Here is a 22,317-nt window from a genome sequence, read left to right as displayed (position 1 = left end):
CTTCCCTTTCCGGCGAGTCCGACTCTATCAGATCCTTTCGGGCCTGATTCCCAGTCAGCGGGGTTTGTCTTCCCGGCTGTTGGGCCGTTCCGACGTCCAAACTCTAGCGGATTTTCCCGGCGACTCATAATCGAGTCCTCGAAATCAATTTCGGCATGCCGAAATTCTCCCGAGTGGGAGATCGTGCTGAGTTTTGGTTGCCGCATTCGCGGCGGGATCGGCTGTCGCAGAACCGTTCCGGCTCCGTGACAACTCGAAGAACCTTACGGATCGAGGAGGGGTGTGTCAACCCCGCCAGGTCAAGCCCTTTTCCCACGTGTCGGACACGGGTTCAGTCCAGGTCGGTGAGGCGGCCGCCGGCGTCCGGCTGGGCGTGCTCCACGCGGCGCAGGAGGCGGATCAGCATGTCGCCGAGGCCCCCGCGTTCGTCGCCCGTGAGGTCCTGGAGCAGGTCCTCCTCGAAGTCGGTGGCCATGCGCATGGCCTCCAGCCACTTCGTACGGCCCTCGTCGGTCAGCTCGACGATCACGCGCACCCGGTTGTTCTCGTCCCGGTCCCGGGTGACCAGGCCCTCGCCCGCCATGCGGTCGATGCGGTGGGTCATCGCCGCCGGGGTGAGACCCAGGCGCTTGGCCAGCTCTCCCGGGCCCAGGCGGTACGGGGAGCCGGCCAGGACCAGGGTCTTGAGGACCTCCCACTCGGCGTTGCTGATGCCGAGGGCGGCGAGCTGGCGTCCGTACGCCACGTTCATCCGGCGGTTCAGCCGGCCCAGGGCCGAGACGACCTGCTCGACCTGGGGGTCCAGGTCGCGGAACTCGCGCTGGTAGGCGGCGATCTGCTCGTCGAGGCTCGGCTCCTGCGGTCCGGGCTGCTCGGTGGTGTCAGGCATGGCGGGCAGTATGGCACGCCCTTCAAAGCCTTCGAAGTCCTTCGGTCTGTATTGTTGAGGTTCTAACTTTAGTGCTAAAGTCTTCGGGTTCGAGTCGTTCGGATGGCTCGGCATGTCGCTTCGAGACCTTGAGGTAGGTGAGTGTGACCAGGGAGATGGGTGCAGCACTTCGGCGGATCCAGCTGGGGAGCGCGCTGAGCGCGTTCGGGCTGGGGTTCACCGTTCCGTATCTGTACGTCTATGTGGCACAGGTACGGGATCTGGGTGCTGGCACTGCGGGAGTCGTACTGGCGGTCTTCGCCATGGCGGCGCTGGCCGTTCTGCCGTTCACCGGTCGGGCCATCGACCGGCGCGGGCCGCTGCCCGTGCTCGTCGTCGCCTCGGCCGTCGCTTCCCTGGGCGCTGTCGCCCTCGGTCTGTCGTCGGGCGTGACCGCCTCCGTGCTGTCGGCCGCGGTCCTCGGCGCGGGTACGGCGGTCATGCAGCCGGCGCTCGCCACCATGCTCGTGTGGTGCTCCAGCACCGCCACCCGTACCCGCGCCTTCGCCATGCAGTTCTTCCTGCAGAACCTCGGGCTCGGTATCGGCGGGCTCGTCGGCGGCCAGATCGTCGACACGAACCGGCCGGAGACCTTCACCCTGCTGTTCCTCATCGAGGCCGCGATGTTCGTCGTGCTCGGTGTCATCGCCTCCACGGTGCGGCTGTCCCGTACGCCGTCCTTCTCGGACGCCAGGCCCACCGACGGGTCCAAGGCGCCGGGCGGGCTGCGGGTGCTGCTCTCGCACCGGGCCATGGTGCAGCTGTGTGTGCTGGGCTTCGTGTTGTTCTTCGCCTGCTACGGACAGTTCGAGTCCGGGCTCGCGGCGTACGGCACCGAGGCCGCCGGGATGCAGCCTTCGACGCTCGGTATCGCGCTGGCCGCCAACACCGCCGTCATCGTTGTGGCGCAGTTCGTCGTGCTGCGGTTCGTCGAGCGCCGCAGGCGCAGCCGGGTCATTGCCTCGGTCGGTCTGATCTGGGCGTTCGCCTGGATCGTGGCGGGGTACGCCGGGCTCGGACACGGCAGCCAGACCATGGCGACCGCCGCGATGATCTCCACGTACGCGCTGTTCGGACTCGGTGAGTCGATGCTGTCGCCGACCGTGGCCCCGCTGGTGGCCGATCTGGCGCCGGAGTCGATGGTCGGGCAGTACAACTCCGCGTTCGCCCTGTGCAAGCAGCTCGCGCTGGCGGTCGGTCCGGCCGTGGGCGGGCCGATGGGGGCGACGCTGCACGGGCCGTACATCGTGACGTTCGTGCTGTTCTCGCTGGGCATCACGGCGCTGGCGCTGCGGCTCGGCCGGCAGCTCACTCCCGTACAGGATCAGCCCTCGCTGGAGACGGTGCCTTCCCGGGTGGTGGCCGTGTCACTGCCGGATGCGGAGCCCAGCTCCGCCTCCACGGCTGCCGCCGCTCGCTGAGCGGCCGGGCCCTGTCCGCGACGGGGCCCCTCACTGCGGCAGGGCGAATTCGCACCAGACCGCTTTGCCGCCGCCCGGTGTGCGGCGGCTGCCCCAGGACGAGGCGATCGTCGCGACGATGGAGATGCCGCGGCCCGCTTCGTCCGCCGGGTCGGCCCGGCGGCGGCGCGGCAGGTGGTCGTCGCCGTCGGTCACCTCGATGATCAGCCGCCGGTCGGTGCGCCGCAGGCCCAGGCGCATCGGCGGGGTGCCGTGCTTGAGCGAGTTCGCGACGAGTTCGCCGGCGGCCAGGACGCCCAGGTCGCACAGCTCGACCGGGAATCGCCACGAGGTCAGGACCCCGGTCGCGAAGGCTCGGGCGCGCGGGGCCGCCTCGATGCCGCCGAGGAGATCGAGCGAGGCGTTGTGGAACAGCTCCGCGTCCGCCCCCGAGCGGGCGGGGTGCTGGACCACCAGCACGGCCACGTCGTCGTCGTGTTCCGCGGTGACGCCGAGGGAGCGGATCAGCCGGTCGCAGACCACCTGGGGTGAACCCTTGGCACCGGACAGGGCGCGTTCCAGCGCGGCGACGCCCTCGTCGATGTCCTCGCTCCGGCGCTCCACCAGGCCGTCCGTGTAGAGGACGGCGGTGGAACCGGGTGGCAGCGGGATCGTGCCCGAGGTGTGGATCCAGCCGCCGGTACCGAGCGGCGGTCCGGTCGGGTCCTCGGCGCGGTGGACCGTACCGTCCTCGTCGCACACCAGGATCGGGAGGTGGCCGGCGGAGGCGTAGACGAGCCGGCCCTCGTTGGGATCGTGGACCGCGTAGGCGCAGGTGGCGATCTGGCTGGCGTCGATCTCGGCGGCGAGACCGTCCAGGAGCTGAAGGACCTCGTGCGGCGGGAGGTCGAGGCGGGCGTAGGCGCGTACGGCCGTGCGGAGCTGGCCCATGACGGCGGCGGCCCGCACCCCGCGTCCCATCACGTCCCCGATGACCAGGGCGGTGCGGCCCGCGCCGAGGGTGATGACGTCGTACCAGTCGCCGCCGACCGCGGCGTCCGTGCCGCCGGGCTGGTAGGTGGCGGCGATCCGGAGGTCGTCGGGCTGCTCCAGCTCCTGCGGGAGCAGGGAACGCTGGAGGGTGACGGCCGTTTCGCGGTGGCGGCGCTCGCTGGCGCGGAGCCGTTCGGCCGCTTCGGCGTGGTCGGTGACATCGGCCGCGTACACGAGCACGCCGCCTTCGCCTCCTCTTCCTCTGCCCCTGTTGCTCTTGTTGCCCTTGCCGGTCCTGTTCTGCTTTCCGGGGGCGCCGTTGTCGCCGTCGGCTTCGTCGTCCCTGTCGCGGTGCACCGGGGTGCAGGTCACGGTGTACGAATTGCCGCTGCGGGCCTTGCGGGACTTGACCGTGCGTGGGGTGCCGCTGCGCAGGACCTGGTCCATGAGGGGCAGCAGGCTCAGCTCGTCGAGCTCCGGCATGGCCTCGGCGGCGGTGGCGCCGGCCGGGCGGGGCCCGAAAGCGGCGGTGTAGGCGTCGTTGACGTACGCGATCCGGTGGTCGGGGCCGTACACCAGGGCCACCAGGGCGGGCAGCTGGCCGAGGATGTCCCGGGCCGAGAGGTCCTCCAGCGCGGGGCCGCCCGGCCGGGGAGCCTCGCCGCGCGAGTCGTCCCGCGGATCGTGCCCCGTCCCGCCGTGCGTGCCGCTGCGTGTGTCGCCCTCCGGCGGGCAGGGCCCGGTCTCGGGCTGTGCGTACTCGGCGCGGGCCGAGGGCACGGAACTGCGGTCGTCCCGAGCGGCGGCGCGGCGCTGCGTTCCGGGTAGGCGGGCGCTCCAGCGCGTGAAGTTCACGGAATTTCTGGCCTCGTGTGTCGGTCTGGTCCGCTCTTGCGGGCTGCTCACTGTCGGTCACTGCCGGCCGGGTCACTCTGTGCAGATGTGGGCCCACCTATGGTCACACGTCCAGTGTGGCCGACCGTACGGACAGTTGTCGGTACGGTCCGCCCCCTGGCGGACGCTCCGGCGGGTCGACGGTCCGTCAGCCGCCGTTCCGCGGCGGGCCGTCGGGTCCGGGGGGAAGGTCCGGTCCCGGCGAGTTGCCGGGGCCCGGCGGGGTGTCCCTGTTGTGCGGCGGGCCGTTGGGCCCGGGGCGTCTGCCGCCCGCGGCGAGTTCGAATTCGGCGCGCGGGTGTTCCAGCGAACCGAGGGAGACGATCTCGCGCTTGAAGAGTCCGGCGAGGGTCCATTCGGCAAGGACGCGGGCCTTCCGGTTGAACGTGGGAACACGGCTGAGGTGGTACGTGCGGTGCATCAGCCAGGCCGGAAAGCCCTTGAGCTTGCGGCCGTACACATGGGCGACGCCCTTGTGGAGGCCGAGCGAGGCGACGGAGCCCGCGTAGCTGTGCCGGTACTCCTCCAGGGGCTCTCCGGCGATCGACGCGAGGATGTTCCCGGCGAGGACCTTGGCCTGGCGCACCGCGTGCTGGGCGTTGGGTGCGGTCTCCTTGCCCGCTTCCGCGGCGGTCAGGTCGGGTACGGCCGCGGCGTCCCCGGCGGCCCAGGCGTGCTCGACGCCCTCGACGGCGAGTTGCGCCGTGCACCTGAGCCTGCCGCGTTCGTCGAGCGGCAGATCGGTTGCGGCGAGGATCGGTGCGGGTCTGACGCCCGCGGTCCACACGAGGGTGCGGGTCGGGAACCTGGAACCGTCGCTCAGGACGGCGATCCGGTCCTCGCAGGACTCCAGCCGGGTGTCGAGGCGTACGTCGATGTTGCGGCCGCGCAGCTCACGGATCGCGTAGGTGCCCATCGTCTCGCCGACCTCGGGGAGGATGCGGCCGGACGCCTCGACGAGGATCCATTTCAGGTCCTCGGCCTTGATGTTGTGGTAGTAGCGCGAGGTGTAGCGGGCCATGTCCTCCAGCTCGGCGAGGGCCTCGACGCCCGCGTATCCGCCGCCGACGACGACGAAGGTGAGCGCGGCGTCGCGGATGGCGGGGTCGCGGGTGGCGGAGGCGATGTCCATCTGCTCGATGACGTGGTTGCGCAGGCCGATGGCCTCCTCGACGGTCTTGAAGCCGACGCCGTGGTCGGCGAGGCCGGGGACCGGGAGGGTGCGTGAGACGGAGCCGGGGGCGAGGACGAGTTCGTCGTACGGGATCTCGACCGCGCCGGTGCCGTCCTCCCCCGTGGCGAGGGTGGTGACGGTCGCCGTGCGCTTGGCGTGGTCGACGCTCTGCGCCTCGCCGATCACGATCCTGCAGTGCGCGAGGACGCGGCGGAGCGGCACGACGACATGGCGCGGCGAGATCGAACCGGCCGCCGCTTCGGGCAGGAACGGCTGATACGTCATATAGGGCTCAGGAGTGACGACCACGATCTCGGCCTCACCGCTCCTGAGTCTCTGCTTCAGCTTCCGCTGGAGACGCAGCGCTGTGTACATCCCGACGTAGCCGCCACCGATGACGAGAATGCGCACACCCGGCGTGGGGCCGGGGGGTGTTCCCCCGGAGTCTGAAGCCATCACCACCCCATGACGCAACGTGCTCAAGGGTTTGTCCACAGCCTCGACAAATTGTGTGACCGGAGGTTTTGTACGAGCGGATACCGCGGGCCGCGACGGCGATACGCAAGCCGCGCAGGTCAGGGGTTGGAGTGGGGGCCCTGGGCGGGGGCCGAATCAGTGACCAACCGGTCCTTGCTCCGATCGGGGGGCGCTCCGTGCGGAACTACCCCCTTCTGAATTGAGCCGGGCTCAACTATGTTCGTATGTCGTCGGGGTGTCGGGTTGGGACGTTGATCCACTCTCCGGCTCAAACGGCGGGAAGTCTCCGGGGGGAGACGTCATAACCGGGGGAACAGTTATGCACATTCAGGATTCTCATTGGCAGACTGCTGCTGCGGTTCCGTCCCATTCGTCCGACGGAACGGGACGAAACGGAGCGGTGGGAACGGTCGGGGCGGTGGCGTCGACGAGTTCGGTCGCCACGGTAGGGGCGAACGGGGCGACTACCGCGTCGGCCGGGACGAATGGCCGCACGGCTCCGCTTCGCGTGGATGCACAGCGCAATCTGGAACATGTCCTGCGGGCCGCGCGCGAGGTGTTCGGCGAGCTGGGATACGGGGCTCCGATGGAGGACGTGGCGCGTCGCGCCAGAGTCGGAGTCGGCACGGTGTACCGCCGGTTCCCGAGCAAGGACGTGCTGGTCCGCCGGATAGCCGAGGAAGAGACCTCCCGGCTGACGGACCAGGCCCGGACCGCGCTCGGCCAGGAGGACGAGCCGTGGTCGGCGCTGTCGCGCTTCCTGCGGACGTCCGTGGCCTCGGGCGCGGGGCGGCTGCTGCCGCCCCAGATACTGCGGGTCGGCGTCGATGTCGATTCCGACGGCGTCGACTCGACGGTGGCCGGGGAGTCGGTGCCCCTGTCGGGCTCGGCGTCGGCATCGGTGTCGGGCAATGGCCGGGACGAGGCCCGGGTGCCTCAGCAGCGCCAGGGCGCCGGCCAGGCCGACCTCCGGCCGGCCGACGAGCGTGCCGCCGCGGAGACCGGCATCGAGGACGACGACACGGGAGCCGGCGAGCTGCTGGAGGTGGTCGGCCGCCTGGTCGACCGGGCACGGGCAGCCGGTGAACTGCGTCGTGACGTGACGGTCGCGGATGTACTGCTGGTGATAGCGACGGCGGCGCCTTCGCTGCCTGACGCGGCTCAGCAGGCCGCCGCTTCCAGCCGGCTCCTGGACATCCTGCTGGAGGGGCTGCGCTCCCGGCCGGCCGCCTGAGCGGAATGCGCCGGGCACGTCGGGCGCGGTGGCGGGTGCCGCCGCTGCGCCCGGCGTGCCGACGCGGGGGCGTGTTGTTGAGCGGTTGAGTTCCTTCGCGTGAGCGTCGGTGGATGTGGCCCGTTTTGATGGGGTCTCGGCCGACGGCCCGTCATCGCCCGCCGCCGTCCGTCCGACCTTCGTGTCCGGCACCCGCGGCCGCCTCTCCCGCTGCCGAAACCCGCAACCCCCGCTGGCCGCACGCCTGCCGCTCCCGGATCGCGCACTGCGGCTGCACCTCGCTCGCGCGTAAAGAGATTGTCGAGCTTTCCCCGAATGGATGCCCGTTAGTACTCACATTCGGAAAAACGCCCCGGATGAGTGGTTGCGGGGGCTGAAGGTCCGTCGTGATTGCGCCATGTGGCACTCTTGCCCGATGTTCGGGTCCGACAGCGCATACGGGGGCTACCGCGATGAGCGGTGACGGGCAGCAGGAAGAGTCGTTCGACGACGTCTCCGCCGCGGGCGGTGTCACGGAGGCCGGTGGGCTGCCAGCCCGGCAGGTACCGAGTCAGGCCGGGCCGGGGCGGTCGAGCGGTGACACCGAGGCCGGCACCGTCCTCCCAGGTCCGTGGTCGGCACCGGTCGATCCAGGTCCCGGGGCCGACGCCGCGGTACCGATGCAGCGGGAGGGCCGCAGCACCGGCGCCACCGATGCCTCCGGCGCCGTTGTCTCCGACGCCGATCTGATCCGGCAGATGCGGGACGGCGACGACCTCGCGTACGAGGAGCTCTTCCGACGGCACTCCGACGCGGTGCGACGCTACGCGCGGAGCTGCTGCCGGGACGCCCACACGGCCGACGACCTGACGGCCGAGGTCTTCGCCCGCACGCTGCAGGCGGTACGCCGCGGCAAGGGGCCCGAGGAGGCCGTACGGGCCTACCTGATGACGGCCGTCCGCCATGTCGGCGCCGCCTGGACCAGGACCGCGAAGCGGGAGCATCTGGTCGACGACTTCGCGGTGTTCGCCGCGCAGGCCTCCCAGTCCTCCCAGGTGTCGGACGCGGACACGCTCGACCTCGGTGCCGATGTGCTGGCGATGCACGAGGCCGAGCAGTCGATGGCCATGCAGGCGTTCCGCAGTCTGCCGGAGCGCTGGCAGGCCGTGCTGTGGCACACCACCGTCGAGGAGGAGTCGCCCAGCGAGATCGCCCCCCTCTTCGGACTGACCGCCAATGCCACGGCGGTGCTGGCCAGCCGGGCCCGCGAGGGCCTCAAGCAGGCCTACCTGCAGGCGCATGTGAGCCAGGCCCTGACCGCGGGCGGCGACTGCGCGCGCTATGCCGACCGGCTCGGCGCGTATGCCCGTGGCGGCCTCCGTATGCGGGCCGAGCGCGGCCTGCGCGGACACCTGGAGGAGTGCTCGAAGTGCCGGCTCGCCGCGGGCGAACTGGCTCATGTCAACGCCGGGATTCCCGCGCTGCTGCCGGTCGCCGTCATCGGCTGGTTCGCCGCCGGGTACGCGCTCAAGGCCGCCGGAATCGTCGCCGGTGGCGCGGCGGGAGCCGCGGGTGCGGGTGCCGCCGCGGCGGCGTCCGGGGGGAGCTCCGCCGGGAGTGCGTCCGGTGGTGCCGCGGCCTCGGAGGGGCTCGGTGCACCGGCGAAGGCCGGTATCGCGGCGGCGGTCGTCGTGGCCGCGACGGCCGGACTGGTCTGGGCGCTGGTCGGCGACGACCAGCCGAAGCCCGAGGCCAAACATGTGGCGAAGCCGGCTGTCGTGGCGCCCCCGGCGCCGACACCGCCGCCCGCGCCGAAGCCGCCCGCGCCGAAGCCCGTCCCGCCGGCGCCGCCCGCGCCCCCGGCGCCCGCAGCGCCCACACCGCCGCCCAAGCCCAGGCCCAAGCCGACACCCACCCCGACACCGCCCCCGAAACCCGCTCCCAAACCGACGCCACCCGCGCCGACGCCACCCGCGCCGAAGCCCAAACCGACCCCGACGCCCACCCCGACGCCCACTCCGACGCCTCCCGCGCCGACCGTCTACCAGGTCAACCAGCTGAGCTACTCGATCCTGGGCGACCACACCGAACCGGAAGTGGTCTTCGGTGAGAGCAACTGGGTCTGGCAGCGTTCCCAGGTGTCGATCGGCGGCACGACGTACGCGCACGGGGTGACCGTCAACAGCAATTCCTCGGTCGTCATCCAGCTGAACAAGCAGTGCACGCGGTACGAGGCGATGGTCGGGATCGACGACATGACGATGGGGCTCGGCTCGGTGCGCTTCTCCGTCTTCAACGGTGACGGGGCGCGGCTGTGGCGGTCCCCGGTGATGAACGGCGACGACCCGGCCGTGCCCGTGGACGTCGGTATCGCCGGTCAGGGGCGGATCCGGCTCGTCGTCGAGTCCGCCCGGCCCGGTGGCTTCATGGCGCTCGCCGACTGGGCGAATTCGAGGATCAGTTGCCGGTGAGCCGGTCCGGGGTGAGGCCGGAGGTGAAACCCGGCAATTCCGGGCGCCGCGGAGCGTCCGCGCACCCCGGGGCATCCATGCACCCCGGTGTTTCCGGGAGCTCCTCCGTGATGCGGGTCAGGAGCTCGATGACGCCGTCGACGGTCAGTGCGCGTCCCGCGGCGCGCTCGGACTCGTACAGCTGAGGTCCCAGCTCCTCGCGCGCCTGCCGCTCGGCCTCGTCCACCTCGGCCTGTTGCACCACGGTCCTGGGGCCGAACAACCGCCAGTCGTCCGCCGCGGCCAGGATCCGTACAGCGGCTCCGTGGTGGCCCACCTTCGGCAGCGCGGTCGCCACGCAGTCCGCCAGATGCCCGGTGACGAGCTCGGCACACTGGGCGTCCCTCGCGGCGCGGAGTGCCGAGGTCAGGCCTCGTACCCCGGCGACCGGACCACGGCCGGGTCCCGGCTCGTGCACCGTGATCCGTGCGGCCAGCCCCTCGATCACCACCTTGAAGTGCGACGGCGGGCTGCCCCGCCCGACCGCGTACGCCGCCTCGGTGACCAGACGCCGTGCCTGCGCGATCTCCCCCAGCTCCAGGGCCGTGGTGGCGCGCAGGAATTGGCCGTAGGCGCGGGCGTCGTGCACCTGGTAGCGGTCCGCCTCGCGCTCCGACTCGGTCAGGGCCCGCTCGTACTCCGCCATGTCCCCGGTCCGGTAGGCGAGTTCCGCGATGCGGGCGAGGAGGAACGGCGCCTCGGCATGCGCCCCGACCTCCCGGGACAGCAGCAACGCCTCCTCGTACGCCACTCGGGCCTGCGGGAACCGTCCGCGCATCACGCCCGCCTCCGCGGCAGCGCCCGCGACCTGCGCGCGGATCCAGCGGTCGCCGACGCGGCGGCTCAGCTCGCGCAGTTCCGCGAGATCGTCGTCGACCCCGGGCATGCCGCCCGGCATGTCGACCGCCATGTGGGTACGGAACATCAGGGCGAGGCAGTACTCCCAGACGCCGCCGTGGACACGGGTGTTGTCGACCACCTGGTCGATCAACGCGTGGGTGTCGGCCGCCGTGCCGGTCGCGAACAGGACCATCGGCCAGAGCAGTCCCGGGAAACGGGCGGACTGCGGGCCCGAGGACCTGAACGCGTCGCCCACCCGGCACATCAGCTCCTGATGGCGCTCGTCGCCGTAAACGTCCGCGGCAGGTCGGCTCTCCACGGCGAGGAAGTGGCGCAGCATCTCCAGATGCATGCGCGGCCAGTAGCGGGGGTCACTGTCGTCGGCCGGTTCCGGCCCGAGCGCCACGGCCCGCTCGGTCCAGGTGAAACCCTCGGAGCGGAAGTTGCGCAGCCACCAGAACCACCCCATGCCGAGAACCAGTCGTACGGCTTCCGCTTCGGACGGGCTGGTGACGGTGGTCCGGTGGAGGGCGGCCCGGATGTTGTCGAGTTCCGTCTCCAGGCGTTCGATCCAGGGCAGCTGGTCGCCGGAGCGGAGGCGGGGCTCGGCCTCCTCGACGAGCGCCAGGAAGTACGCGGTGTGCGCGCTCGCGGCGGCGGCCCGTATCTCCGGGACCTCGGCGGCACGCTCGGTGGCGTACTCGTGGATGGTCTCCAGGAGGCGGTAGCGCATCTCGCCGGTGGCGGTCGGAGTGGCGACGACGAGGGACTTGTCGACGAGCGCACCGATCAGGTCGGCGGTGGAGAGGCGGGCGGAGGCCTCGGCGGCGCGGGCACTGCCGACGTCGGCCGACCCGGCAGGCACCGCTCCGGTGGGCGCCGCTCCGGTGGGCGCTCCTCCGACAGGCGCTGCCCCAGCAGGTGCTGACCGGACAGCTGCTGCTCCGACCGGTGCTGCTCCGGGTGTGATGACGGCTTCTGCGGCCGGCAGATCCCAGCTGCCCGCGAAGACGGACACCTGTCGCAGAGCCGTGCGTTCGTCCTCGTCGAGAAGGTCCCAGGACCAGTCGACGACGGCACGCAGCGTCTGCTGACGCGGCAGTACGGTCCGGCTTCCGCCGGTCAGCAGAAGAAAGCGGTCGTCGAGCCGGTCCGCGATCTGACGCGGACTGAGCATCCGCAGCCGCGCGGCGGCGAGCTCGATGGCGAGCGGCTGCCCGTCGAGCCGTCGGCAGATCTCGGCGACGGCGTCCGCATCGTGCGCGGCCTCCTGCTCGGGATCGAAATCGGGGCGTACGGTACGGGCGCGCTCGGCGAACAGCCGGTGGGCGGGGTCGGCCGGGAGCGGGCCGACCGGGCGTACGGACTCACCGGGGACACCGAGGGGTTCACGGCTGGTGGCGAGGATGCGCAGCTGCGGACAGTGGGTGAGCAGGGTCTCGGCGAGGGTGGCGGCCGCCTCGATGACGTGCTCGCAGTTGTCCAGGATGAGCAGGAAGGGGCGGATGCGGGAGCAGTGCGCCAGGTGCTCGACCAGGAGGTCGGTCGGGTCGGTGCGCAGCAGCTGTCCGTCGCGGTTGCTGTCACGGAGGAGGGCCGTCTCGCGCAGCCCGAGAGCGGAGAGCACGGCTCCGGGTACGTCGACGGGGTCGTCCACGGAGGCGAGTTCGGCGATCCAGGCGTCCGTGTCTGTCGCGGAGGCGGTGGAAGCAGAGGAGGGGGCGGTGGAGGTCGCGGAGGCCGTGCCGGCGGCGGCCTCCTCGGCGAGCCGGGTCTTGCCGGAGCCACCGGGACCGGTGAGGGTGACCAGTCGGGAACGGCTGAGATCGGCGCGGATGGAGCACAGTTCGGGCTCGCGCCCGACGAAAGAGGTGAGCCGGGGCCGGAGGTTGCCGTACACGACGGCGGGGCCGGACGGTTCGGGCGGACGCGGTTCGAGCGGACGCTGCGGGCGCGCCGCCGCCCCCGCCACCGCTCCGGACGAAACCTGCGGCGGGGCGAGCAACTCCCGGTGGAGCGCGATCAGTTCCGGCCCCGGGTCGGTCCCGAGATCGTCGGCGAGGGCGCGGCGGGCCTCCTCGTAGGCGGCCAGCGCATCGGCCTGGCGGCCCTCGGCGCGCAGGGCCCGGATCAATTGGGCCCGGAAGCGCTCGTCGTACGGGTGGGCGGCCGTCAGCTCCATGAGCTCGGGCACGAGGGTCCGCGGTCCCGCGGCGGGCCCCGCACCGCCACCCGCACCCGTCGCCGCGCACCGCAGGTCGGCCTCGATACGGCGTTCCAGCGTGGCCAGACGGTGGCCCTCGGGGCGCAGGGCGTGGCCGTGGTCCCGGTCCGGCAGATCGGCCAGCACGAGGCCGCGCCACAGGGCGAGCGCGGTACGGAGCGTGCGCGCGGCCGTCACGGGATCGCCCGCGTCGAGCTCCTCGACCCCCTGGCGGGAGAGCCGCTCGAACACGTACAGGTCGACCTCGTCGGGGCCGGCCGCCAAACGGTAGCCCCCGTGGGTACTCGTGATCGCGTCCCTGCCCAGCACCCGGCGCAGCCGGCCCACCAGTGCCTGGAGCGCGGCGGGGGCGTCCTGCGGGGGATCCGCGGCCCATACGTCGTCGACCAGATCGGCGACGGGGACGGGGCGTCCCGCACGCAGCGCGAGGGCGGCGAGGAGAGCGCGCAGCCGCGTACCGCCCACGGGCAGGGCACTGCCGTTCTCGTCTCGCGCCTCGGTGACGCCCAGGATCAGATACCGCACCGGGCCATTGTGTCCCGCGCCCCGGCCGAGGGCAGGCGGCCACCCGCACCGGCACCCGATACCCGATACCCGATGCCAGATACCCGATGCCAGATGCCAGATGCCAGATGTCCGCGCCCACGGCCCCGGCCCCGGCTCCCTACGGCTGCAGTGTCCGCCTGGCCGGAACGACTCCGCCCGCGACCGCACGCTGGCGGGGCGCCGCCGTGCCCGTCCAGCAGGTGCCGCGTCGCGACACGAGCCGACGGAGCCAGAGCTCCGTGGACGCCAGGTGCGCGAGGCCCTCCAGCGGGAGCGGTTCTCCCTCGGAGGCCGCGCGCAGGGCCTTCCGTACGACACGGGCCTCGACCAGGCCCGCGTCGGCGAGCAGCGGGGCGTCGAAGAGGGCGATCAGCTCCGGGAGGGCGGCGCGCAGACCGGTGCGGGCAGTCGCGTTCGACGTGGCGAGGGAGGGCGTGCCCCAGCCCGGCGGCAGCTCGTGGATACCCGCGCCGGCGAGCACCCGGCGCAGGATCGCGGCGCGGGCGCCCGGCTGGACCCGGAGCGATTCGGGGAGCGCACGGGCAGCGCGGACGACCTGGTTGTCGAGGTACGGGGCGTGCAGCCGCTGGCTGCGGTTCTCGGCGGCCTGCTCCAGGATCCGGTGGTCGGCGGCGTACCGGGCCAGGGCCGCCCTGGCACGGGCCTCGCCGGGACGCTGGACGGAGACGGGGCGGATGGCCGCCTCCTGGAGCCGGACCGAGACTTCGGCCAGCGCCTCCCCCGTGAGCCAGCGCGCGGCGGGTCCGGGCCGCGACCAGGCGAGGGCGGCCAGCGACGCGTCGGCGGGGGTGTCGAGGTCGGGGGCGTGCCGGTTGGCGTCCGGCAGCCGGTCGGCCGCCACTTCCAGGCCGGTGCGGTACGACGTACGGGACAGGCGGCGGGCCGCGCGGTAGACGGTCAGCGGGACGAACAGGGAGCGCGCGCTCGGGCCCTCCGCCTTGGCGAGCGCCGCGACCGGGCGCAGCAGATGGCGTCGGCGGCGGTCCATCAGCAGGTCGGCGAGGCGGGCCGGGTGGGCGTCGAGGACCTGCCGGGCGCCGCCGCCGACGAAGTGGTCGGCGCTGCCCGAAGCGAGGCGCCTGCGGTGGCGCTCGGCGACGACGAGCGACGGGGCGGGTTCATCGGTGAGCGGGCCGCCGCCCAGGTCGGCGTAGGGCAGGGCCTCCTCCCCGGCGGCGACGACCACATGGTGCAGGCGCGGGTTGGCGGCGATGACGCGGGCGCGTTCGAGTTCGTCCTCGTGTCCGCGCGCGGTGAGGTCGTTGAGGGTGACGGCGAGCAGCCGCTCCCCCGCTCCCGCGCCGTGGCCGAGGAGGGTGCCGGGCAGGCCCGGGAGTCCGGCGGCGAGCAGGGCGAGGGTGGCGGAGGCGCTGCCTCCGGACAGGTCGGCGCCGATGCCGGGGACGGGTGCGCCACGGGCGGCGCGCCGTTCGGCGGGGCCCATGCCGGGGACCGGTCCGGGGTCGGGCGGCAGTGTTTCGGGCGCGTGGCGCGGGGCCAGGAGTCTGGCGCGTACGGCTTCGACCAGCGCGTCGCGTACGCCGTCGACGGCGCTGACCGGGTCGAGCTGGGGAGCGGCCACGGCGAGGGAGGCCACCGCCTCGTAACCGGTGATCTCGCGCGAGCCCTCGCGGAGGATGAGCGCGTGGCCCGGCGGGATGCGCTTCACGCCGGCGTACGGGGTGCCGTCGCGCAGCGCCTCCGGCGTTTCGGGGCAGGCGAGCAGGGCGGCCAGGTGGCCGATGTCCAGCTGGGCCTCGATGAGGTCGGCGAGGGGGAGTGCGGCGGTGGCGTACGCCGTGCCGCCCGCCCAGGGCGTGTAGAAGACGGGGCGGGCACCCGCGAGGTCTCCGATGACGGTGATCCGGCGGCCGATCTGGACGACGGTCGTGTAGCTGCCGGGCCAGGAGGTGAGGTGGCGCAGGGCTCCGCCGCGGGCGGCGAGGAGGCCGGAGCGCAGTTGTTCGTCGGTGGCGCTGCAGCAGCCGAGGACGGCCATCCGGGCGGTGGGCGCGCCCTCGCCGGTCTCGACCGTGGTGATCCGGATCTCGTCGGGCCGCCAGTCGCCCACGGCCCAGAGCGGATCCGGGTCGCCCCACAGGAGTTGGGAGCCGACGGGGTGCATCGTGCGCCCCTCGTCGCTGGGGCCGACCGCACCGGCTGTGCCGAAGCTCGCGGCGATACTGCTCCACCCCACCAACCAACGCATCGCCGCCTCCACAGGCTGTGGACAAAACGGCGCAGCAGAGCTGCATCAGGAGAACCCCGGTAACGCGCGGCGCCGTTGCGAACATGCTGCCACGACAACGGCGCACAGGAGGGGCTCCGTAGGGCGCACGTCGGAAGGGCATGCGCCCCTGGCAAAGGCCCCGCCGGACAGGAGGGCGACCCTGCCGCGGGCGGGCGCGCACCGGGCGGGCCGCGAGCGGCGCTTCCGGCGGCATGACGTCACGCATGGCCCGCGCCAAGCGCGTCGTCCACCAACTGGCTTACATGACAGGTGCGTTGGCTTTTCCGTGTGAGCCAGATCCACCAGACGGGATCCAGCCATCCTCGAACCGCCCACGAGCCGCCCGCGCACCGTCGCCGGGCGACTGCCGGACGGTCGACGAGATGTCCGCGAAACGGGCGGCCCAACCTCGGACGACCGGCGATATTCGGCCATTCTCAGGGCAGTTCGCAACCCTTCGAAGGGGAACTCGCCGCACCAGAAGTACCCTTTCGCCCCACTTCACTCCCCGAATCTTCCCGAATGCCTCCTGGAGCCCTCCGGCAGCTGCGAAAGATCTCCACCAAAACCGCCGATGCACAGTCCGGGAGGCGTCGTTCACCTCCCGGACCGGTCCGCCGCCTGCGGGGAATGAGGCGGCAGTGTCCCCCAGCCCACTGAGTCCTATGCAGTGGGCCGACCCACGCAGCACCCATGGAAACGCCTCCGAAACTGCCCGACGAGAGCGCACGGCCAGGCGCACGGCCACACACCAGGAGCACGTACGGAGCTCGGCGCGCGGCGCCGGCACCACGGACGAACGACGCCTCCACGTGCCGTTCCCGTGCGCCGTCGAGCGGGGTCACGAGCCCGGTTCGCACAGCGGCCGACCCGCATCCGAACCGCATCCCGCCCCCGCCCGGACCGCTCCCGAACCGCTCCCGACTCCCACCCGGACCACCGCCCCCGTCCGTACGGACAACAATCCCGCCATACGGACGTCTGCCCCTTAACGGTAGGGATGCGGCGAACTACGCTGGGTTTACTGAGGTTCTCTGCAGGGGGCATATTCCTCGGGGCTCGGCCATATGCGTGTGCGGCCGGAGTGCCGGGGTTCGTCGCTGGGGAGGACACGGTACGAATGCCGCGCGCCGCAACGGTGACGCGGCGGCCGTCTGTGTGTCGAGGGGTGGCGCATGTCCAGGGAGCAACGCGGACCGAACGAGAAGCTCGGAACCGTTCTCGCCCTCGCGGGAATCAGCAACGCCGGGCTCGCCCGGCGGGTCAATGACCTCGGGGCGCAGCGCGGTCTGACACTTCGGTACGACAAGACCTCGGTGGCCCGGTGGGTCGCCAAGGGCATGGTGCCGCAGGGCGCCGCGCCCCATCTCATCGCCGCGGCGATCGGCGCCAAGCTCGGCCGGCCGGTCCCGCTGCACGAGATCGGGCTCGCGGACGCCGATCCGGCGCCGGAGGTCGGCCTGGCCTTCCCGCGCGACGTGGGCGAGGCGGTCCGTTCGGCCACCGAGCTCTACCGGCTGGATCTGGCCGGGCGGAGGGCGGGCGGCGGCGGTATCTGGCAGTCGCTCGCGGGCTCGTTCTCGGTGAGCGCGTACGCGACGCCCGCGTCCCGCTGGCTGATATGCCCCGCCGACGCGACGGTGGCACGAGAAGCGACAGCGATCGGGGCAACCGCCCTCGACACCCAAGGCGCACGGGGCGCACGGGGCGCACGGGGCGGTGCAGGGGCGCAGGGCCCGCCGGGCAGGGCGGCGAAGGGCACGGAGCCGGTACCGGTCGCACAGCCGGCATCCGGGGTGCAGCCGCGACCTGGCACCCAGGCCGCGTTGAACGCACAGGCGGCCCAGACGGCGCTGGGCACACTGGGAGCGCTGGGTACGCGACCGGCCCCCTCCATCCCCGCCCAGCCGCGCCCGGAATCCACGTCCGCGGCCCCGGCCACCACCACGGCCACCACCACCGTCATCAGCGACATCTCCCCGCTGCGGGTCGGCCACAGCGACGTCTCCAAGCTGCGGGAGGCTGCCCAGGACGCCCGCCGCTGGGACTCCAAGTACGGCGGCGGGGACTGGCGCTCCTCCATGGTTCCCGAGTGTTTACGAGTGGACGCCGCACCGCTGCTGCTCGGTTCGTACAGCGACGAGGTGGGCCGGGCGCTCTTCGGCGCGGCGGCCGAGCTGACCAGGCTCGCCGGGTGGATGGCCTTCGACACCGGCCAGCAGGAGGCCGCGCAGCGCTACTACATCCAGGCGCTGAGGCTCGCGCGCGGCGCGGCCGACGTACCCCTCGGCGGCTACGTCCTCGCGTCGATGTCGCTCCAGGCGACCTACCGCGGCTTCGCCGACGAGGGGGTCGACCTCGCGCAGGCCGCCGTCGAACGCAACCGCGGCCTCGCCACGGCCCGCACCATGAGCTTCTTCCGCCTGGTGGAGGCCCGTGCCCATGCCAAGGCGAACGACGCGTCCGCCGCGGGATCCGCGCTGAAGGCCGCCGAGGGCTGGCTGGAGCGCTCCAGGGACGGCGACGCGGACCCGTCCTGGCTGGGTTTCTACTCGTACGACAGGTTCGCGGCCGATGCCGCGGAGTGCCACCTCGATCTGAAGGCGCCCCGGCAGGTGCGGCGCTTCACCGAGCAGGCGCTGTCCAGGCCCACCGAGGAGTTCGTCCGCTCGCACGGGCTGCGGCTCGTGGTGTCGGCGGTGGCCGAGCTGGAGTCGGGCAATCTGGACGCCGCCTGCGCCGCGGGCACCCGGGCGGTGGAGGTGGCGGGCCGTATCTCCTCGGCGCGGACCACGGAGTACGTACGGGATCTGCTGCACCGGCTCGAACCGTACGGGCATGAGCCGCGCGTCGCCGAGCTGCGCGAGCGGGCCAGGCCACTCCTGGTGGCGCCCGCGTAAACGGAATCCGACGTGCCACGAGCCGGGCCGTAAAGATTCGGCGCCACGCTGGGCCCCGCTGGTTTGAGTGGGTTGTCAGTGGGTCAGTGCACTATCGGGGTGGGAGGTGGCGTGATGATGACGCACGCGGCGTACGACTGCGACGTGCTGGTGATCGGCGGCGGGATCGTCGGCCTGTCGACGGCGTATGCGATCACGCGCACCGCTCCGGGCACCCGGGTGACGGTCCTGGAGAAGGAGCCGGGCCCGGCCCGGCACCAGACCGGACGCAACAGCGGAGTGATCCACAGCGGCATCTACTACCGCCCCGGCTCGCTCAAGGCCCGCTACGCGGTGCGCGGCGCCGCCGAAATGGTCGAGTTCTGCGCCGAGCACGGCATCGCGCACGCGGTGACCGGCAAGCTGATCGTCGCGACCGAGCGCTCCGAGCTGCCCCGGCTGCACGCCCTGGTCCAGCGCGGCCGCCAGCACGGACTGCCGGTGCGCGAGCTGGGCCCCGCCCAGATCACGGAGTACGAGCCGCAGGTGAGCGGCCTCGCCGCGATCCGGGTCGGGTCGACCGGGGTGTGCGACTTCGGGGCGGTAGCGGCCCGGTTCGCCACCGAGGTGAGCGGAGCCGGCGGAGTGATCCGCTATGGGGCGGAGGTCACCGCGATCGACCGGCGCCCCTGGGGCGTGGCGGTGCGCACGGCGGACGGCGTGGTGGTCCGGGCCCGGGTGCTGGTCAACTGCGCGGGGCTGCACTGCGACCGGGTGGCCCGGCTCGCGGGCGACGACCCGGGGATGCGGATCGTGCCCTTCCGGGGGGAGTACTACGAGCTGGCGCGGCCGGAGCTGGTGCGCGGCCTGGTCTATCCGGTGCCCGATCCGGCGTTTCCGTTCCTCGGGGTCCATCTGACCCGGGGCCACGACGGCAGCGTCCACGTCGGACCGAACGCGGTGCCGGCGCTGGCCCGCGAGGGGTACGGCTGGCCGGTCGTACGCCCGCGCGAACTGGCGGACACCCTGGCCTGGCCCGGCACCTGGCAGATCGCGCGCAGGCACTGGCGGTACGGGGCGGGCGAGGTGCGCCGTTCGCTGTCGAAGCAGGCCTTCACCCAGGCCGTGCGGCGGCTGCTGCCCGAGGTGACGGAGGCCGATCTGAGACCGGCCCCGGCCGGGGTCAGGGCCCAGGCCGTGCTGCGGGACGGCACCCTGGTGGACGACTTCCTGATCCGCGAGGCCCCGCACACCGTCCACGTACTGAACGCTCCGTCGCCCGCCGCCACGGCTTCGCTGCCCATCGGGCGGGAGGTGGCACGCAGGGCGCTGCTCCGGGCACGGGAGACGGGGTGGAGACCACCCGCCGTAGAATCGGGGCATTGTGTCTGAGCCCATGAACCCCTCCGAGACTCTCTCCGGGGACTCCCCCGAGAACCTCTCCTCGTCCGCTGCCGGGATCCCGGACGATCTGCGCGCCGCCGCCTTCGAGCGGCAGCGCAGGCTGCGCCAGGAGCCGCGCTTCCCGGGCGGGCCCGCCGTCGACCCGGCCGGTTCGCACCACGAGCGCCGGATCCGCAGCTTCCAGCCGCGCCGCAGCCGTGTCACGCCCGGCCAGGAGGAAGCCCTGCTGCGGCTCTGGCCGAAGTGGGGCCTGGACATCGACGGGCAGCGCGTCCTCGACCTGCCCGAGCTGTTCGACGGGCTCCCGGTCGTGCTGGAGATCGGCTTCGGCATGGGCGAGGCCACCGCTCGGATGGCCGCCGACGACCCGGGCACGGGCATCCTCGCCGTCGATGTGCACACCCCGGGCCAGGGCAATCTGCTCGGCCTCGCGGACCGGAACGGCCTGTCCAACATCCGGGTGGCCAACGGCGACGCGATCATCCTGCTGCGCGAGATGCTCAAGCCGGATTCGCTGGACGGACTGCGGGTGTACTTCCCCGACCCGTGGCCCAAGAAGCGACATCACAAGCGCCGGCTGATCCAGCCCGAGTTCCTCGATCTGGTGGCGCAGCGGCTGAAGCCGGGGGCAGTGATCCACTGCGCGACCGACTGGGAGCCGTACGCCGAGCAGATGCTGGAGGTGCTGAGCGCGCACCCCCTCTTCGAGAACACCCGGGCGGACGGCGGCTACGCGCCCCGGCCCGCGTTCCGGCCGCTGACCCGGTTCGAGGGGCAGGGCCTGGACAAGGGCCATGTCGTGCACGACCTGCTCTTCGCCCGCAGCTGAGACCCGCACGCGGCCTCCGGCCCCGTGGCGGGCCGGGCGCCCCGTGGTCGGGCGCGGTCGCCCCATGGCCGGTCGCCCCATGGTCAGGTGTCAGTGCCGCTGGTTAGGGTCATTGCGTGGTCTCCGACGGGTCTGTCCAACAGCGGCAGTCGCAGCCGGCCGTCCCGCTCCTCGAGGAGCAGCGGGTCGGCGAGATCCTGGCTGCCGTGCCGGAGCGCAGGCACTGGCGCTACCGGCCGCGCCGCGTCGGCATGGTGTGGCGCAGCCGGACGTTCCGTGTCGCGGCCGTGTTCACGGTGCTCGCGCTCTGCGGTCTGGCGATCCTGGCCCTGGTCCGCGATCAGACCGGCACTCAGGGCTTTCTCGTCGGTCTCGGTCTCGCCGTGCTGCCCGTACCGCTCCTGGTGGCGGCGTTCCGCTGGCTGGACCGGGTCGATCCGGGTCCCTGGCGAAATCTGCTGTTCGCCTTCGCCTGGGGTGCGTTCGCCGCCGCCCTGGTCGCGATCCTCGCGAATTCTTTCGCGACCCGCTGGATAGCCACGGCCACCGCCGACCCGTCCAACGCCGACAACCTCGGTGCCACGGTCATAGCCCCGGTCGTCGAGGAGAGCGCCAAGGCCGCCGCGGTCCTGCTGATCTTCCTGTTCCGAAGACGGGACTTCACCGGGATCGTCGACGGCGTCGTGATCGCCGGCCTCACCGCGAGCGGCTTCGCCTTCACCGAGAACATCCTCTACCTCGGCAACGCCTTCGGCGAGGACCAGCAGATCGGCACCTCGGGCGTCGTATCGGTGACGGCCGCGACGTTCTTCGTGCGGGCGGTGATGTCGCCGTTCGCGCACCCGCTCTTCACGGTGCTGACCGGCATAGGTTTCGGGCTCGCCGCGGCCGGCTCACGACACCGGCGCCTCCGCCGCATCGCGCTGCCGCTGCTCGGGCTCGTCCTCGCCATGGGCATGCATTCGCTGTGGAACGGATCGGCGGTCTTCAGCCCGTACGGCTTCTACGCCGTGTACGGGGTGTTCATGGTCCCGGTCTTCGGCCTGGTGACCTGGCTGGCGATCTGGTCCCGCCGACGGGAGCTGCGTACGCTCTCGGCCGAGCTGCCCGCCTACGCGGCGGCCGGCTGGCTGACCCCGGCGGAGCCGCTCGCCCTCTCCTCGATGCGGGCCCGCGGCCTGGCCCGCGACGCGGCCCGCCGACGGTACGCCGTCGCCGCCACGGGAAGCCTGCAGAGCCCGTACGGCCCCGCCCCCGGTTCCTGGCCCGCTGCCCAACCGAGTGCCCGGCCGAGTGCTCACGCGAAAGCCGCGGCGAAGGCCCACGGGAAGGCGGCCGCGCAGGCCGTCGCCGAGTACGAGTCGTTCGCGACCTCGCTGGCCTCGCTGCGTCTGCAGGCCCGCCGCGGAGCGGCCGGTCCGGACTTCGCGGAACGCGAGCTGGAGCTGCTGCACCACCTCTGGCAACGCAGGGAGGTGGCCGCCCCCGCCCTGGCATACGCGGCCCAGGCGACGGGCCGCCTGCGCCCCTCGTACCCGCCGCCCCCGTGGGCGGTCCCGGCGCCGTACCCGCAGTACGGCGCCGGCTACAACCCATACATGCTGCCGCCGCGGCAGTCGGCCCAGAACGGGCCGGTTCAGCACTGAGGGCTTCGGCGCACCGCGGCCACGAAACCGTCGAACAGTTCTTTCCGTGGCCGCAGGCACCGGACACCCGGGCTTGCTCCGGTCGGAGCCGTCGAAGGAGCCCCACTCG

12 protein-coding genes are annotated in these 22,317 nt (G+C 72.6%); 7 read left to right on the top strand and 5 right to left on the bottom strand.

From position 1 onward, the window contains the following. Nucleotides 1-331: 331 nt before the first annotated feature. On the bottom strand, nucleotides 332-889 hold the full coding sequence (locus ACFV8T_RS25300) for a MarR family winged helix-turn-helix transcriptional regulator (protein WP_072488604.1): 558 nt from the start codon (nucleotides 887-889) through the stop codon (nucleotides 332-334). 155 nt (nucleotides 890-1,044) lie between these two features. Here ACFV8T_RS25300 and ACFV8T_RS25295 point away from each other — a divergent pair, with 155 nt between their 5' ends. Continuing rightward, nucleotides 1,045-2,349, top strand: a complete 1,305-nt coding sequence (locus ACFV8T_RS25295; RefSeq protein ID WP_385331403.1) for an MFS transporter — start codon at nucleotides 1,045-1,047, stop codon at nucleotides 2,347-2,349. A 30-nt stretch (nucleotides 2,350-2,379) separates the two neighbouring features. Here ACFV8T_RS25295 and ACFV8T_RS25290 read toward each other — a convergent pair whose 3' ends face one another. Together ACFV8T_RS25290 and ACFV8T_RS25285 are read right to left on the bottom strand one after the other, a co-directional pair. Next, on the bottom strand, nucleotides 2,380-4,176 hold the full coding sequence (locus ACFV8T_RS25290; protein WP_385331400.1) for a SpoIIE family protein phosphatase: 1,797 nt from the start codon (nucleotides 4,174-4,176) through the stop codon (nucleotides 2,380-2,382). Between the two features lie 187 nt (nucleotides 4,177-4,363). Then, complete coding sequence (locus ACFV8T_RS25285) at nucleotides 4,364-5,845, bottom strand: NAD(P)/FAD-dependent oxidoreductase (protein ID WP_385331398.1); 1,482 nt, start codon at nucleotides 5,843-5,845, stop codon at nucleotides 4,364-4,366. 340 nt (nucleotides 5,846-6,185) lie between these two features. Between ACFV8T_RS25285 and ACFV8T_RS25280 the strand changes: the two genes are divergently transcribed. Both ACFV8T_RS25280 and ACFV8T_RS25275 read left to right on the top strand, forming a co-directional pair. Further along, nucleotides 6,186-7,100, top strand: coding sequence for a TetR/AcrR family transcriptional regulator (locus ACFV8T_RS25280; protein ID WP_385331395.1), 915 nt, complete (start codon nucleotides 6,186-6,188; stop codon nucleotides 7,098-7,100). A gap of 452 nt (nucleotides 7,101-7,552) precedes the next feature. Further along, nucleotides 7,553-9,550 carry a sigma-70 family RNA polymerase sigma factor gene (locus tag ACFV8T_RS25275; protein WP_385331392.1) on the top strand — a complete coding sequence of 666 codons (1,998 nt, stop codon included), beginning with the start codon at nucleotides 7,553-7,555 and terminating at the stop codon, nucleotides 9,548-9,550. Here ACFV8T_RS25275 and ACFV8T_RS25270 read toward each other — a convergent pair. Both ACFV8T_RS25270 and ACFV8T_RS25265 read right to left on the bottom strand, forming a co-directional pair. Beyond that, nucleotides 9,537-13,178: an ATP-binding protein gene (locus ACFV8T_RS25270; RefSeq protein WP_385331389.1), complete on the bottom strand. Its 3,642-nt coding sequence runs from the start codon at nucleotides 13,176-13,178 to the stop codon at nucleotides 9,537-9,539. The two genes, ACFV8T_RS25275 and ACFV8T_RS25270, sit on opposite strands and share 14 nt — an antisense overlap. Nucleotides 13,179-13,317: 139 nt before the next feature. Next, nucleotides 13,318-15,429 carry an asparagine synthase-related protein gene (locus ACFV8T_RS25265; protein WP_385331386.1) on the bottom strand — a complete coding sequence of 704 codons (2,112 nt, stop codon included), beginning with the start codon at nucleotides 15,427-15,429 and terminating at the stop codon, nucleotides 13,318-13,320. A gap of 1,196 nt (nucleotides 15,430-16,625) precedes the next feature. Here ACFV8T_RS25265 and ACFV8T_RS25260 point away from each other — a divergent pair. The 4 genes from ACFV8T_RS25260 to ACFV8T_RS25245 all read left to right on the top strand — a co-directional run bounded on the left by ACFV8T_RS25260 (nucleotide 16,626) and on the right by ACFV8T_RS25245 (nucleotide 22,208). Further along, nucleotides 16,626-18,350 carry a sporulation protein gene (locus ACFV8T_RS25260; RefSeq protein WP_385331384.1) on the top strand — a complete coding sequence of 575 codons (1,725 nt, stop codon included), beginning with the start codon at nucleotides 16,626-16,628 and terminating at the stop codon, nucleotides 18,348-18,350. A gap of 114 nt (nucleotides 18,351-18,464) precedes the next feature. Further along, entirely contained in the window at nucleotides 18,465-19,721 is a 1,257-nt protein-coding gene (gene lhgO, locus ACFV8T_RS25255) for an L-2-hydroxyglutarate oxidase (protein WP_385331382.1), read from the top strand. Nucleotides 19,722-19,725: 4 nt separating this feature from the next. Beyond that, nucleotides 19,726-20,562, top strand: a complete 837-nt coding sequence (gene trmB, locus ACFV8T_RS25250) for a tRNA (guanosine(46)-N7)-methyltransferase TrmB (RefSeq protein WP_385331379.1) — start codon at nucleotides 19,726-19,728, stop codon at nucleotides 20,560-20,562. 116 nt (nucleotides 20,563-20,678) lie between these two features. Next, on the top strand, nucleotides 20,679-22,208 hold the full coding sequence (locus ACFV8T_RS25245; RefSeq protein ID WP_385331377.1) for a PrsW family intramembrane metalloprotease: 1,530 nt from the start codon (nucleotides 20,679-20,681) through the stop codon (nucleotides 22,206-22,208). Nucleotides 22,209-22,317 lie beyond the last annotated feature (109 nt).

Origin of the sequence: Streptomyces sp. NPDC059832 (genome assembly GCF_042731715.1) — a bacterium.
In the GTDB taxonomy this organism is placed as follows: domain Bacteria; phylum Actinomycetota; class Actinomycetes; order Streptomycetales; family Streptomycetaceae; genus Streptomyces.
This window is presented reverse-complemented; position numbering and strand designations above follow the sequence as displayed.